The organism is Streptomyces sp. NPDC058751 (assembly GCF_042746485.1).
In the GTDB taxonomy this organism is placed as follows: domain Bacteria; phylum Actinomycetota; class Actinomycetes; order Streptomycetales; family Streptomycetaceae; genus Streptomyces.
Genome location: NZ_JBHYPZ010000013.1, coordinates 120347 through 134695 on the forward strand (window position 1 = coordinate 120347; position 14349 = coordinate 134695).

The window sequence follows — 14349 nt, forward strand, 5'->3', positions numbered from 1 at the left end:
ATGCGGACACCATGGGAGTGCGGCGGGTACGGCGCGCCCAGCGGTGGAGAGATATGGGACCCAATCGGACAGATCGATGACCATCGGTCCGGTTCGCGGTGGAGGTCGTGATCCGCCGCGAGGGATGCGGCGCGGGCGTCATTGCCCGCAGCGCTTACGGCTCATTCCCAGCGGCCACGGAATCGAAACCGCCGGGTAACAACTACTTATGCGGTCCCTCGCATAAGTGATCGAGCTCATCCTACGGCCGCACCGAACAAACTGCCCAGGGCGTACGTCACACCCGCCGCGGCGCCGCCGAGGGCGAGCTGCCGCAGCCCGCTGAACCACCAGGAACGCGCGGTCACCCTGGCCACGACGGCACCGCACGCGAAGAGCCCGAGCAGGGCGAGCAGCAGCGCCGGCCACAGCACGGTCGACCCCAGCAGGTAGGGCAGTACGGGCAGCAGGGCGCCGAGCGCGAACGAGCCGAAGCTGGACACGGCGGCGACGGCCGGGGAGGGGAGGTCGCCGGGGTCGATGCCCAGTTCCTCGCGGGCGTGTATCTCCAGGGCCTGTTCGGGATCGCGGGAGAGCTGCCGGGCGACCTCGCGGGCCAGGGGCGCCTCGACACCGCGGGCCTCGTAGAGCGCGGCCAGTTCGCGCTCCTCGTCCTTGGGGTGCTTGCGCAGTTCACGCCGCTCGACGTCGAGTTCCGCCTCGACGAGTTCGCGCTGCGAGGCGACGGAGGTGTACTCGCCGGCGGCCATGGAGAAGGCTCCGGCGGCGAGTCCGGCGAGTCCGGTGATGACGATCGTCCGCTGGGACACGGCTCCACCGGCGACGCCGGTCATCAGGGCGAGGTTGGAGACCAGGCCGTCCATGGCGCCGAACACGGCCGGGCGCAGCCATCCGCCGTTGACGTCGCGGTGGGTGTGGTTGTCGCGGTGCGCCACGTGCAGCGCCGCCTCGGTCTCGATGATCGCCATACCGGGCCCCCGGGGTGCTTGATTGGACTGCTTCCACTTTTCGACAACTATGAAAGTACGCCGGAAAATTCCCCGCCGCCAGCAAGGAAAGGCTGGGCTAACCTGCGGGTTTACCGCCCAACGCTCATCCGTGACATGTCATGCACATATGTCGACCGGGTGACAGTGGGGCCCGTAGGGCTCTTGTCAACCGCCAAGGTGGGACAGATCCGCAAAGGGTCCGGGCGCCGCATTCCGCGCGCCGGCAGGGGCCCTGAGAGGAGAGGCACGTATGGCTTCCACCGCCTGCATTCCCTCGGCCCCGGTACCCGGGAGCGCCGCCGCCCTGCGTGACCGGGCCCGCGGCGCGCTGCTCGGCCTCGCCGTCGGGGACGCGCTGGGCGCACCCGCCGAGAACATGAAGCCCTCGGAGATCCGCGCGAGATGGGGCCGGATCACCGGGTACGTCGCCGAGCATCCGGCCGGTACGGACGACACCGAGTACGCGATCTTCTCGGGGCTGCTGCTGGCGCGGCACGGCTCGGCGCTGACCGTGGCGCACGTCGAATCGGCCTGGCACCAGTGGATCGCGGACCTCGACGAGGGGCCGTTCCGGGGCGCCGGGTTCAGTGAGCGCGGCACCCTGGAGAACCTGCGCCGGGGGCTCGCCGCACCCATCTCCGCCCAGCACCGGCACGCCTGGAGCGACGGTCTGGCCATGCGCGCGGCGCCCTTCGGCGTCTTCGCGGCCGGGCGGCCCGCCGAGGCGGCCCGGCTCGTGGCGATCGACGGCTCGGTGAGCCACGAGGGCGAGGGCATCTACGGCGGGCAGGCCGTCGCGGCCGGGGTCGCCGCCGCGATGGCGGGCGCCTCCACCGCCACGGTCGTCGCCTCCGCCCTGGCCGTCGTCCCCGACGACTCCTGGACGGCCCGCTCGCTGCGCCGGGCGGTCGCGGTGGCGCACCGCGGCGAACGCGCGGTGCGCTCCGCGGTCGTGATCGGCGGCTACCCGTGGACCGACCTGGCCCCCGAGGCCGTGGCCCTCGCCTTCGGCGCCTACGCGGCGGCGGACGGGGAGTTCACCGAGTCGGTCCTCACCGCGGTGAACATGGGGCGCGACGCCGACACGACGGCCGCGGTGGCCGGGGCGCTGGCGGGCGCGGGCCGGGGCATGTCCTCGGTCCCCGCCGAGTGGGCGGCCGCCATCGGGCCGGTCCGCGGGAGCTGCCTGCCCTCCATGGAGGGCCACCACATCCTGGACGTGGCGGAGCTCCTGACCCCGGAGCACGAGGAGAAGTGGGGCGCCGGGGGGCGCGTACCGCCCGTCCCGGAAGGCCCGCACCCGGTCCACGGGCACGCGCCGGCCGACGGCGACGACGGCGACGGCGGGGTACGGCCGTGAGGCCCGGCCCGGGCGGAGGCGAGTCCGGCCGGACGGCACCCGAGGGCGCCGCGTCGGCGGCACTCCCGGAGGAGGCACCACCCGCCCCTCCCCGGCCCACCACCACCGGAGCGGAACCCGGGGCGCCCGGGGCGGGGGCACGGACCACGCCGTCCGATGCGGGAGCGCGGCCCGGGGCGGGGGCCGGGGGTGTGGCGTTCGTCAGGGGGACGCTCGACGGTGCCGTCCGGGCCGTCGTGCTCCCGGCCGTCGGGGGCCGCGATCCGGCGGGGGGCCGCCGGGCCTCGGAGCGGTCCGGCGGCGCCGTACCGGAGACCGGGGTCCCGGACGGGACGCCGGGGGGAGCCGGCGCCCGGCGCGTCGAGGGGCTGCTGCTCGGGCTGGCCTCCGGGGACGCCGCCGGCTGGCCCGCCGCACGGCACCGGGCCGCGCGGATGCCCGAGTGGACCCGGCGGCTGACCCGCGAGCTGGACACCTTCGCTGAACAGAACGCGACGACGACCCTGCCCGTGCCGATCGCCCTGAACCAGCCTCCGGAACCGCTGCGCCTCGGCCCCTCGGACGACGCCGAGTGGGCGGCGTTCGCGGCGGAGGCCGTCCTGCGGGCCGGGGAGACCGGCGCGCTCGGCGACCTGAGCCTCGGCCGCAGGATGCGCGCGTCCATCGACCTGTCCTGGAACGCCGTCGCCAGCGAGGTCGCCGCCGCCGCGGACCGCGCCCCCGAGGTCGAGTCCGCCCTGCTGCCGCTGCGCGCCCGGATCTCGGTGCGGGCCGGGCTCGGCAACCTCGCCACCGGACTGCGCCCGCCCGCCACCGGCCACGACAACCCCCACTACTTCGACGACGCGGCCTGCGTACGGGCCTGCGTGCTCGCCGTGGCGCACCCGGGAGACCCCCGACTCGCCGCGGAACTCGCCGAGTTCGACGCCCGCTACACCCAGGACGGCGACGGGGTGCACGGCGCCCGCGCCATGGCCGCCGCCGTGGCGCTCGCCCTCGCCGGGCACGACGTCGGCACCTGCGTGGAGGCGGCCCTCACCGAACTGCCCGCCGCCACGGAGATCGGCCGCAACGCCCGCGACGCCCTCGCGCTGGCCCGGACCGGCGAGAGCACCTTCGCCCTGGTCCCGCTCCTGGAGCACCAGATCGTCGACCACGTCTACAGCTACGGGATCGCGGCCGCCGAGACCGTCCCCGTGGCCCTGGCCCTCGCGCTGGCCGCGCACGGCCGGATCGCCGAGGCCGTCCCCGCCGCCGCCTGCCTGTCCCGGGTCGCCGACTCGGCCCCCGCGCTGGCCGGAGCCCTCACCGGGGCGCTCGGCGGCGCCGCCGCGATCCCCGCCCCCTGGCGCAACGCCTGCCGCACCCTGTCCGGCTGCGCGCTGCCCCGGCTGACCGGCACGGATCTCATCGGGCTCGCCGAACTCCTGGAGGCGACGGGACGCGCCGACCCGCTCGATTCCCCGGAACCGGCCGCCCCGGAGGGATGATTTCGGGCATGACGCCCAAAGGAGAAGGAACGGGAACCCTCGACGAACGGATCACCGGAGCCCTCGTCGGAGCCGCCGTCGGCGACGCCCTCGGCGGCCCCGTCGAGGGGTACTCCCCCGAGCAGATCACCGAGCGCCACGGCGGCCGCGTGCACGGCGTCGTCGGTCCCTGGAACGGCGACGCCTGGCCCACCGCCCGCCCCATCGCCCCGTACCACAAGGGCGACGGACACGTCACCGACGACACCCTGATGACCCACGCGCTGGTACGGGTGTACGCGAAGGTCCGCGACCACCTCGACGCCTACGCGGTCGCCGGGCACCTGGTCCCCGACCTGATGACGACACCCCGCTGGATCCCGGAGCTGGAGGCCGAGGCCCTCCCCCTCCAGCGGATCTTCCTCGCCGAGAAGTGGCTGGTCGCCCGCCTCCACTACGGCCACGTGGACCCCCGGGAGGCCGGCACGGGCAACATCGTCAACTGCGGTGCCGCGATGTACATGGCCCCGGTCGGCCTCGTCAACGCGGCGAACCCGGCGGGCGCGTACGCCGAGGCGCTCGACGTCGCGGGCGCCCACCAGTCCTCGTACGGCCGCGAGGCGGCGGGCGTCTTCGCAGCGGCCGTGGCGGCGGCCTGCACCCCCGGCGCGACCCCCGGCTCGGTCGTCGCGGCGTGCCTGGCGCTGGCCAAGGACGGCACCCGCGCCGCGATCGAGGCGGTCTGCGAAGTCGCCTCACGGCACACGGACTTCGAGTCGGCGCTCGGCCCGCTGCGCCGGGCGGTGACCCCCTTCGACACGGTCGGACCCGACTACCGCTCCCCCTCGCTCGGGGCCCGGCGCCCCTCACGGCTGCACTCCATCGAGGAACTGCCGGTCGCGCTGGGCATGTTGCTGGTGTCGGGCGGCGACTTCCGGCACGCGGTCCTCGGTTCGGTCAACTACGGCCGCGACTGCGACTCCATCGCCACCATGGCCGGCGCCCTCGCGGGCGCGCTCGGCGCCGAGGTCCCGCACGACTGGGCCAAGACCGTGGCCGAGTCCAGCCGCCTCGACCTGGAGGCCCCGGCGCGTACGCTGGCCGAGGTGACCCGGGAGATCTTCGGCCGGGACCTCCGCCGCCGCCGGACCCACGAGGCGGCGTACGCCGCGCTGGCGGGAGAACCGTGCTCCGGCTGACCTGGGTCCAGCCCGAGGACCTCCTCGGGCACGAGCTGCACCAGGCCGCGCAGGACGGCCGCGACCCCTCGGGCATCGCCGCCCGCTGGTACGCGGCGGGCGGCCGGCCCGCCCCGCTGCGCGCGGGCGCCTCCGCGGTACCGGCCCCGCCGTCCCTGCGCCGGCTGGCGTCCGGGCTCCTCGACGAACTCGCCGCCCTGCCGGGCGTACCGGCGGACGACGAACCCACGGATCTGGCACTGATCAAGGCCCGGTGCCCCGACTGGCCGCCCCCGCGCCACGCGCCCCCGCCCCCTCCCGGCCAGGAGCGCCTGGAGGCGGCCTGGCTCGGCCGGGCCGTGGGCTGCCTGCTCGGCAAACCCGTCGAGAAACTCCCCCTCGCGGCGATCCGCGCCCTCGCGAGGGCCTCCGGCAACTGGCCCCTGCGCACCTGGTTCACCGCGCGGGGCGTGCCCCGGGACCTGCTGGACGCCCACCCCTGGAACCGGCGCTCCGCCGCCACCTCGCTGGCCGAGAACATCGACGGCATGCCGGAGGACGACGACCTCAACTACCCGCTGCTCAACCTCCTGTTGCTCCAGCGCCGCGGCCGCGGCTTCACCACCGAGGACGTGGCCCGCCTCTGGCTCGACGAACTCCCCGCCGGCCGCACCTTCACCGCGGAACGCGTCGCCTACCGCAACCTCCTCGACGGCGTCGAGCCCCCGGACACCGCCCGCCGGCACAACCCGTTCCGCGAGTGGATCGGCGCCCTGATCCGCGCGGACGTGCACGGCTGGACCAACCCGGGCGACCCGGCCGGGGCCGCGGAACAGGCGTACCGCGACGCCGCCCTGACCCACACGGCCAACGGCGTCTACGCGGCGATGTTCACGGCCGCCGCCATCGCGGAGGCGGCGGGCACGGCCCGTGACGTCCACGCCTGTCTGCGCACCGGACTGAGGGTCGTCCCGCCCGGCTCCAGGCTGGCCCGGGCGGTCCGCCACGCCGTCCGGCTGGCCCGTACGACACCGGACTTCGACGCGGTCGTCGACGAACTGCACGCCGCCCACCGCGACTGCCACTGGGTCCACGCCGTCCCCAACACCGCCCTGATCGCCGCCGCCCTCACCCACGCGGACGGCGACTTCGGCGGCTCCGTGTGCCGGGCGGTGTCCGGCGGTCTGGACACCGACTCGAACGGCGCGACGGCCGGAAGCATCGCCGGCCTGCTCACGGGCGACCCCGCCGCCCTGCCCGGCCGCTTCACCGCCCCCCTCAAGAACCGGCTCGCCACCTCCGTCGCCGACTTCGACGGCATCGGCTTCGACGCCCTCGCCCATCTCACACAACGGGAGACCGTTCGCCCATGACCCACATCGCCGTGCTCGGCAGCACGAACATGGACCTCGTCGCGTATGTCGCCAAAGCCCCGCAGCGCGGAGAGACCGTGACGGGACGGGAGTTCCGTACGGTCCCCGGCGGCAAGGGCGCGAACCAGGCGGTGGCCGCCGCGCACGCGGGCGCCGACGTCTCCCTGGTCGGGGCGGTGGGCGCCGACTCCTTCGGCAGCCAACTCCGTTCCACGCTGGAGCACTTCGGCGTGAACACCGACCATCTGCGCACCACCGAGGGGCCGTCCGGCACCGCGCACATCGTGGTGGACGACGAGGGCGGCAACGCGATCGTCGTCATCCCCGGCGCCAACGGCACCGTCACCTCCCTGGCCCCCGGCGACGAGGGCCTCATCGCCAGCGCCGACGCGCTCCTCCTCCAGCTCGAGATCCCGCTGGAAGCCGTGCTCGCCGGAGCGGAGGCCGCCCGCAGACACGGTGTCCGCACGATCCTGACCCCGGCCCCCGCCCAGTTCCTGTCACCCGAACTGCTCTCCGTCATCGACCTGTTGGTGCCCAACCAGCACGAGGCCGCCGCACTCACCGGTCTCACCGACCCGCGCGGGGCCGCCGCCGCGCTGCTCGAACAGGTCCCGGAGGTCGTCGTCACCCTGGGCGCCGAGGGCAGCCTGTACGCGGCCCGGGGCGCCGACCCCATCACGGTGCCCGCGCCCGAGGTGACCGCCGTGGACTCCACCGCGGCGGGCGACACCTTCGTCGGCACCCTGGCGGTGGCGCTCGCCGAGGGCCGCGAGATGTCGGAGGCCATGGTGTGGGCGTCGGCGGCCGCCTCGGTGTCGGTGCAGCGGCACGGGGCGACGTCCTCGATGCCGTACCGCTCCGAGATCGACACCCAGGCCGGCGCATGAGCGGGCCCGATGAGGGCGGCCCCCTCGGCGGCCTGCGCGTCCTCGACCTCGCGACCCTGTTCGCCGGGCCGCTCGCCGCCACCATGCTCGGCGACTTCGGCGCGGAGGTCGTCAAGGTCGAACACCCCGCCCAGCCGGACCCGTCCCGGGGGCACGGCCCCTCGAAGGACGGCATCGGCCTGTGGTGGAAGCTCCTCGGCCGCAACAAGCGCACCATCACGCTGAACCTGTCCAAGCCCGGCGGCCGCGACACCCTCCTCCGGCTCGCCGCCGACGCCGACGTGATCATCGAGAACTTCCGCCCGGGCACCCTGGAGAAGTGGGACCTGGGCTGGGCCGAACTGTCCGCGGCCAACCCCCGGCTGATCCTCGCCCGGGTCACCGCCTTCGGCCAGTTCGGCCCGTACGCGCACCGCCCCGGCTTCGGCACGCTCGCGGAGGCGATGAGCGGCTTCGCCGCGGTCACCGGCGAACCCGACGCGCCGCCGACCCTGCCGCCGTTCGGCCTGGCCGACTCGATCGCCGGCCTGGTGACCGCGTACGCCGTGCTGACCGCGCTGCGGGCGCGCGAGACCACCGGCGAGGGCCAGGTGATCGACATGGCGATCATCGAGCCCATCCTGACCGTCCTCGGCCCGCAGCCGATCTGGTACGACCAGCTCGGCCACGTCCAGCCCCGCACCGGCAACCGCTCCGCGAACAACGCGCCCCGCAACACCTACCGCACGGCGGACGGCTCCTGGGTGGCCGTCTCGACCTCGGCGCAGTCGGTCGCCGAGCGGGTGATGCGGCTGGTCGGCCGCCCCGACGTGATCGACGAGCCGTGGTTCGCGACCGGCGCGGACCGGGCACGCCACGCCGACGTCCTGGACGGGGCGGTCGGGGCGTGGATCGCCGAACGCACCCGGGACGAGGTCCTCACCGCCTTCGAGAAGGCCGAGGCGGCGATCGCGCCCGTCCAGGACGTCCGGGACATCATGAGCGACCCCCAGTACCAGGCCCTGGACACGCTCACCCGCCTCGACGACCCCGAACTGGGGCCGCTGCGCATGCAGAACGTCCTCTTCCGGCTCTCCGCCACGCCCGGTGCGATCCACTGGGCGGGCCGCCCGCACGGCGCCGACACCGACGCCGTGCTCGGTGAACTCGGCCTGACGCCGGCCGAGATCGGGGAACTGAGGGCGGAGGGAGCGCTGTGACCTCCGACCTCCTGCCGCTGACCTGGCTGTACGCGCCCGGGGACCGGCCCGACGTGGTGGCCAAGGCGCTGGCCTCCGGCGCGGACGTCGTCCTCGTCGACCTGGAGGACGCGGTCGCGCCGCACCGCAAGGAGTACGCCCGCTCCGCCACCGCCGACCTGCTCTCCGAGCCGCCGCCCGTGCCGGTGCACGTCCGGGTCAACGCCCTCGACAGCCCTTTCTGCGACGCCGACCTGAAGACGCTCCCGCCGCTGCGCGGGCTGTCCGGACTGCGGCTGCCGAAGGTGACCTCGCGCTCCGACGTCGTACGGGTGGCGGAGAACGCGACCCCGGCGGAGGGCGGCACGGTCCCGCTCTACGCCCTGCTGGAGACGGCTCTGGGCATCGAGCACGCCTTCTCCATCGCCTCGTCCCACAGCGCTCTGCACGGCGTCTCGCTCGGGGAGAGCGATCTGCGGGCCGATCTCGGCGTCCGTGACGACGCGGGCCTCGACTGGTCCCGGGCCCGTCTGGTGGTGGCCGCTCGGGCGGCGGGGCTGCCGCCGCCCGTCCAGTCGGTCTACCCCGACATCCGCGACGTGGAGGGCCTGGCCTCGTCCTGCGCACGCGGCCGTGCCCTCGGCTTCCTCGGGCGCGCGGCGATCCACCCCCGCCAGCTCCCCATCATCGAGCGGGCCTACCTCCCCACCCCGGCCGAGGTCGACTCCGCCGAGGCCGTCGTCCGGGCGGCCGCCGCTGATCCGGGCGCGCAGGCCCTGCCGGACGGCCGCTTCGTCGACGCGGCGGTGGTGACGGGCGCCCGTCGCACCCTGGCCCTCGCCCGGCGCCTGGCCTGAGCCCGCGGACCCGGCCGTCCCCGGCCCGGCACGACCGGGGCCGGGACGGCACGAAGGGGGCGCCGCGTCCCTGACGCGGCGCCCCCTTCTTCGTGTACGGAGGGGAACTCAGCTCTTCTTGGCCGACCCCGCCTCGTCCCGTGCCACGGACTCCTTCTCGGACCCGGCCACGGAGGCGGAACCCTCGGACTCCTCGGGCTTCGCGGACTTCTCGGACGCGGCGGACCCGGTGACGGTCTCCTTGCCGCGACCGGCCGAGTCGCCGTCGGCGCCCTCCCCGTCCTCGGCCGTGCCCTTGTCCTTGCCCTTGTCCTTGCCTTCGGCCTTGACCTTGCCCTCGTCCTCGGCGCCCGTGTCCTCGGCGGCAGCGGTCTCGTCGCCCTCGGCCGGCGCGTCCTCGGCGGCACGGGGCTCCACGACCTCCTCGCGGCCCGGACGCAGCCGGGACGAGATCACGAAGTAGACCACCGCGAGGACGAAGACCACCATCGCGGTCCAGACGTTGAGCCGCAGGCCCAGGATGTGGTGGGCGTCGTCGACGCGCATGTACTCGATCCAGCCCCGGCCGGCGCAGTAGGCGGCGACGTACAGGGCGAAGGCGCGCCCGTGGCCCAGCTTGAAGCGGCGGTCGGCCCAGATGACCAGGAAGCCGACACCGACGCACCACAGGGACTCGTACAGGAAGGTCGGGTGGTAGTAGCCGGGGACGCGGCCGTCCGTGGAGGACGTGATGTGCAGCGCCCACGGGAGGTCCGTGGCCCTGCCGTACAGCTCCTGGTTGAACCAGTTGCCCCAGCGTCCGCACGCCTGGGCGAAGGCGATGCCGGGTGCCACGGCGTCGGCCCAGGCGGGGAGCGGGATACCGCGGCGGCGGCAGCCGATCCAGGCGCCCAGCGCACCGAGGGCGATGGCGCCCCAGATGCCGAGCCCGCCCTGCCAGATCTTGAAGGCGTCCACCCAGTCACGGCCCTCGCTGAAGTACAGCTCGTAGTCCGTGATCACGTGGTAGAGCCGACCGCCGACGAGGCCGAAGGGCACGGCCCAGACCGCGATGTCGGCCACCGTGCCGGCCCGCCCTCCCCGGGCGATCCAGCGCTTGTTGCCGAGCCAGACGGCCAGAAAGACGCCGATGATGATGCAGAACGCGTAGCCGCGCAACGGAATGGGGCCGAGGTGCAGCACACCGTGCGACGGGCTGGGAATGTAGGCAAGTTCCATGGCAAGGTCGACGCTACCGTGCCGGACGCCACCCGCGGCGGGCAGCCCCGCAACGGGTCCATAACGTGCGGTGCCCCGGCCGGTGGAAGGCGGGGGCACCGGAGCGTACGGACGCGGCTCAGCCCTGGTTGGCCTCTTCCACCATCTGCTTGAGCTTCGCGGGGGTCATCGACTGGTCCGCGTAGATGTTCTTGCCCTCGAAGAGCACGGTCGGGGTGCCCGAGAAGCCGCCGGCCTGGAACGCGGCGTTGGACTTCTCGACCCAGCTGTCGTGCGTGCCGTCGTTGACGCAGGCGCGGAAGGCCGGGGTGTCCAGGCCGTCGACCTTGCCGGCGAGCTCGATGAGCTTGGCGTTGTCGGCGAAGGCGTCGTCGGTCTCCTCGGGCTGGTTCTCGAACAGCACGTCGTGGTACTCGCGGAACTTCCCGGCGTCCTGGGCGCACGCGGCGGCGTTGGCGGACCTGCGGGAGCCGCTGCCGCCCATGTTCCCGTCGATCAGGGTGACGAGGTGGTACTCGACGCGGAGCTTCCCGGAGTCGGTCAGCTCCTTGAGCGTCGGGCGGTAGGCCGTCTCGAAGGCCTTGCAGGCAGGACAGCGGAAGTCCTCCCACACCGTGAGGGTCGACCCGGCGCCGTCCTTGCCGACGGGGATCGCGAGACCGTCCTTGCCGGTGGCGCCCGAGGGTGTCACGACCGGGCCCGACGCCTCGCTCTTCTTGTCCTTGCCCGAGTTGGCGGCCACCACGCCGATCACGGCGGCCAGGCCGAGGACACAGACCACCGACGCGCCCACGATCAGCGCGCGCCGGCGCTTCTCCGCGGCCTTCTGCTTCTCTCGCACGACCGCCAGCCGCTCGCGGGCGTTGCGCTTTCCGTCACGGTTCTTCTCGCTCACATCCGGCAGAACGAACCGGGGAGGCGCAGCGCGCCTCCCCGGTCCAAGGTCCACTCGTTCGAGTGAGCGGATTGTCCGTTACGAACCGATCCGTTCGTCACGCACGTGATCCGCCCGGCCGTGGCCGCGCGGATCCGCCGTGTGGCGTCACGCCCTCGTGCGCACGCCCTTCGCGAGGTCGGCCGCGAGCTCCCGTACGGCTTCGAGGCCGGCCGCCTCGTCCGGCGCGTCCAGCATCCGCTTGACGAACGCCGAGCCGACGATCACGCCGTCGGCAAAGCCGGCCACCTCGGCGGCCTGTCCGGCGTCGGAGACGCCGAGGCCGACGCAGACGGGCAGCCCGGTGGTGGCCTTGGTGCGGGTCACCAGGTCCTGGGCCTGGTTCCCGACCGACTCCCGGGTTCCGGTGACCCCCATGAGCGAGGCCGCGTACACGAAGCCGCTGCCGGCCGCGGTGATCTCGGCGAGCCGGGCGTCCTTGCTGCTGGGCGCGACGACGAAGACGGTCGCGAGGCCGCGCTTCTCGGCGTGCTCCCTCCACAGCGCCGACTCCTGGACGGGCAGGTCGGGCAGGATGCAGCCCGCGCCGCCGGCCTCGGCGAGCTCGGCGGTGAAGCGCTCGACGCCGTAGCGGTCGATCGGGTTCCAGTACGTCATCACGAGGACGGGCTTGCCGGTGGCCTCGAAGGCCTCCCGGACGGTCCTCATGACGTCCGCGATCCTGACGCCGCCGCGCAGGGCGATGTCGTCGGCGGTCTGGATGACGGGCCCGTCGAGGACGGGGTCGCTGTGCGGCAGCCCGACCTCGACGACGTCGGCGCCGCCGTCGAAGACGGCCTTGACCGCCGCGATGCCGCCGTCGACGGTCGGGAAGCCGGCCGGCAGGTAGGCGATGAGGGCGGACCGCCCCTCCGCCTTCGCGCCCGCGAGGGTGTCGCTCAACAGCTGGATGTTGCCGCTCACTTGGCGTCCCCCTCGATCTCGGCGTTCTCGCTGTCGGCGTCCGCGGCGACGACCGCGTCGACGCCGTCGTCGTAGAGGCCGAAGTAGCGGGCGGCCGTGTCCATGTCCTTGTCGCCGCGTCCGGACAGGTTGACGACGATCAGCCCGTCCTCGCCAAGCTCCCTGCCGACCTCCAGGGCTCCGGCGAGCGCGTGGGCGCTCTCGATGGCCGGGATGATGCCCTCGGTGCGGGAGAGCAGCCGCAGGGCCTGCATCGCCGCGTCGTCGGTGACCGCGCGGTACTCGCCCCGGCCGCTGTCCTTGAGGTAGGAGTGCTCCGGGCCGATGCCGGGGTAGTCGAGTCCGGCGGAGATCGAGTAGGGCTCGGTGATCTGGCCCTCGTCGTCCTGGAGGACGTACGAGCGTGATCCGTGCAGGATGCCGGGCTCGCCGGCGGTCAGGGTCGCCGCGTGCTCGCCGGTCTCCACGCCGTGCCCGGCGGGTTCGCAGCCGATCAGGCGCACGCCGCTGTCGGGGATGAAGGCGTGGAAGAGGCCGATGGCGTTGGAGCCGCCGCCGACGCAGGCGACGGCGGCGTCGGGCAGCCGTCCGGCGCGCTCCAGGATCTGCCTGCGGGCCTCCACGCCGATGACGCGGTGGAAGTCGCGGACCATGGCGGGGAAGGGGTGCGGTCCCGCGACGGTGCCGAAGAGGTAGTGGGTGTGGTCGACGTTGGCGACCCAGTCGCGGAACGCCTCGTTGATGGCGTCCTTGAGGGTGCGGGAGCCGGACTTCACGGCGATGACCTCGGCGCCGAGCATGCGCATCCGGGCCACGTTCAGCGCCTGGCGCTGGGTGTCGATCTCGCCCATGTAGATGGTGCAGTCGAGGCCGAAGAGCGCGCAGGCGGTGGCGGTGGCGACGCCGTGCTGGCCGGCGCCGGTCTCGGCGATGACCCGGGTCTTGCCCATCCTCTTGGTGAGGAGGGCCTGGCCGAGCACGTTGTTGATCTTGTGCGAGCCGGTGTGGTTCAGGTCCTCGCGCTTGAGGAAGATCCGGGCGCCGCCGGCGTGCCGGGCGAAGCGCGGCACCTCGGTGAGGGAGCTCGGGCGTCCGGTGTAGTGGACGAGCAGGTCGTCGAGTTCGCGGGCGAACTCGGGGTCGGCCTTCGCCTTGTCGTACTCGACGGCGACCTCGTCCACGGCGGCGACCAGCGCCTCCGGGATGAACTTGCCGCCGAACGCGCCGAAGTAGCCTTCGGCGCTGGGGACTCGGCCGTCGGGGTCGGGAATGAAGAACTCGCTGGGCATACGGATACCTCGCAGGGGCGACAGCCCCGGTCACGGGTTCGGACAGGGTCACGGAAGCCGGACGTACCCGCGCTCTCCCGTCACCGGCGCGTTCGCCGGGTGACACCGCCCGTCCCGCCGCGGGTCCGGACGCGCACCCGACGGACGTGCCGTCGCGGGGGCCGGGGTGTGCCGGATCCCGGCCCGGTCCCCGTGGAGGGAGGGCGCGGCCCGGTCCGCCTCGGCCCCGGACCCGGTCCACGTGTGCCGTGGAGCGGCCGGGTCCGCGTGTGCGGTGGACCCGGCCCGGTCGCCCGTGAGGGGGATCAGGCCGGCGGGGGCGTGAGCGCGCGTACGCGCCCGGGCCATCGCATGCCGTTGACCTGACCCGGCTCGTCGCCGATGACGTAACGGACCCGGCGCCCGTGCACCCGGCGGGCGGGTGCACGGCAGCCGCGCGGACGGCAGCCCCGGGCAAGACGGGCGTAGGGGTCCCGGGCCGCCGAGGGCACCGGGAGCACGGCGGCGGACGGCACGCCGAGACGCCCGGTGCACGGGTCCCCGGGGAGCGGGAGGCGTGCGTCGGGCGACGGGACCTCACCTGCCGCGCCGGGCGCGGGCGATCCGGTCCGAGGCCGCGGGAGCGCGCCGGCCACGGCCGGTGCGGCCGGTCCCCCGCACGCCGGTACGCCGTCGGGGCGGTGGCCCGGA

At 74.3% G+C, this 14349-nt stretch carries 13 protein-coding genes; 7 read left to right on the forward strand and 6 right to left on the reverse strand.

Annotation, left to right across the window (positions count from 1 at the left end; translation table 11 throughout):
- Positions 1–236 precede the first annotated feature (236 nt).
- Complete coding sequence (locus ACFW6B_RS15010) at positions 237–968, reverse strand: VIT1/CCC1 transporter family protein (RefSeq protein WP_386595860.1); 732 nt, start codon at positions 966–968, stop codon at positions 237–239.
- Positions 969–1239: 271 nt separating this feature from the next.
- Here ACFW6B_RS15010 and ACFW6B_RS15015 point away from each other — a divergent pair, with 271 nt between their 5' ends.
- The 7 genes from ACFW6B_RS15015 (at position 1240) to ACFW6B_RS15045 (ending at position 9294) form a co-directional block, all read left to right on the forward strand.
- A complete protein-coding gene (locus tag ACFW6B_RS15015) occupies positions 1240–2349 on the forward strand; it encodes an ADP-ribosylglycohydrolase family protein (RefSeq protein WP_386595862.1) in 1110 nt (369 codons plus the stop codon).
- A 191-nt stretch (positions 2350–2540) separates the two neighbouring features.
- Entirely contained in the window at positions 2541–3839 is a 1299-nt protein-coding gene (locus ACFW6B_RS15020) for an ADP-ribosylglycohydrolase family protein (protein WP_386595864.1), read from the forward strand.
- Between the two features lie 8 nt (positions 3840–3847).
- Complete coding sequence (locus tag ACFW6B_RS15025) at positions 3848–5017, forward strand: ADP-ribosylglycohydrolase family protein (protein WP_386595866.1); 1170 nt, start codon at positions 3848–3850, stop codon at positions 5015–5017.
- Positions 5005–6369 (forward strand): ADP-ribosylglycohydrolase family protein, encoded by a 1365-nt coding sequence (locus ACFW6B_RS15030; RefSeq protein WP_386595868.1) that lies wholly within the window; start codon positions 5005–5007, stop codon positions 6367–6369. The genes ACFW6B_RS15025 and ACFW6B_RS15030 overlap by 13 nt, the downstream gene beginning before the upstream one ends.
- The gene (gene rbsK, locus ACFW6B_RS15035) at positions 6366–7259 is read left to right on the forward strand and encodes a ribokinase (protein ID WP_386595870.1); all 894 of its coding nucleotides are present in this window, start codon (positions 6366–6368) and stop codon (positions 7257–7259) included. The genes ACFW6B_RS15030 and rbsK overlap by 4 nt, the downstream gene beginning before the upstream one ends.
- A complete protein-coding gene (locus ACFW6B_RS15040; RefSeq protein WP_386595872.1) occupies positions 7256–8458 on the forward strand; it encodes a CaiB/BaiF CoA transferase family protein in 1203 nt (400 codons plus the stop codon). The genes rbsK and ACFW6B_RS15040 overlap by 4 nt, the downstream gene beginning before the upstream one ends.
- Positions 8455–9294, forward strand: a complete 840-nt coding sequence (locus tag ACFW6B_RS15045) for an HpcH/HpaI aldolase/citrate lyase family protein (protein WP_386595874.1) — start codon at positions 8455–8457, stop codon at positions 9292–9294. Before ACFW6B_RS15040 ends, ACFW6B_RS15045 begins: the two co-directional genes overlap by 4 nt.
- Before the next feature lie 108 nt (positions 9295–9402).
- Here ACFW6B_RS15045 and lgt read toward each other — a convergent pair whose 3' ends face one another.
- The 5 genes from lgt to trpM all read right to left on the reverse strand — a co-directional run bounded on the left by lgt (position 9403) and on the right by trpM (position 14159).
- Positions 9403–10512 carry a prolipoprotein diacylglyceryl transferase gene (lgt, locus tag ACFW6B_RS15050; protein ID WP_386595876.1) on the reverse strand — a complete coding sequence of 370 codons (1110 nt, stop codon included), beginning with the start codon at positions 10510–10512 and terminating at the stop codon, positions 9403–9405.
- Between the two features lie 118 nt (positions 10513–10630).
- Complete coding sequence (locus ACFW6B_RS15055) at positions 10631–11407, reverse strand: DsbA family protein (protein ID WP_386595878.1); 777 nt, start codon at positions 11405–11407, stop codon at positions 10631–10633.
- Positions 11408–11554: 147 nt separating this feature from the next.
- Complete coding sequence (gene trpA, locus ACFW6B_RS15060) at positions 11555–12370, reverse strand: tryptophan synthase subunit alpha (RefSeq protein ID WP_386595880.1); 816 nt, start codon at positions 12368–12370, stop codon at positions 11555–11557.
- Entirely contained in the window at positions 12367–13659 is a 1293-nt protein-coding gene (gene trpB, locus ACFW6B_RS15065) for a tryptophan synthase subunit beta (protein ID WP_386595882.1), read from the reverse strand. The genes trpA and trpB overlap by 4 nt, the downstream gene beginning before the upstream one ends.
- A 305-nt stretch (positions 13660–13964) precedes the next feature.
- A complete protein-coding gene (gene trpM / locus ACFW6B_RS15070; RefSeq protein WP_386595970.1) occupies positions 13965–14159 on the reverse strand; it encodes a tryptophan biosynthesis modulator TrpM in 195 nt (64 codons plus the stop codon).
- Positions 14160–14349: the final 190 nt, after the last annotated feature.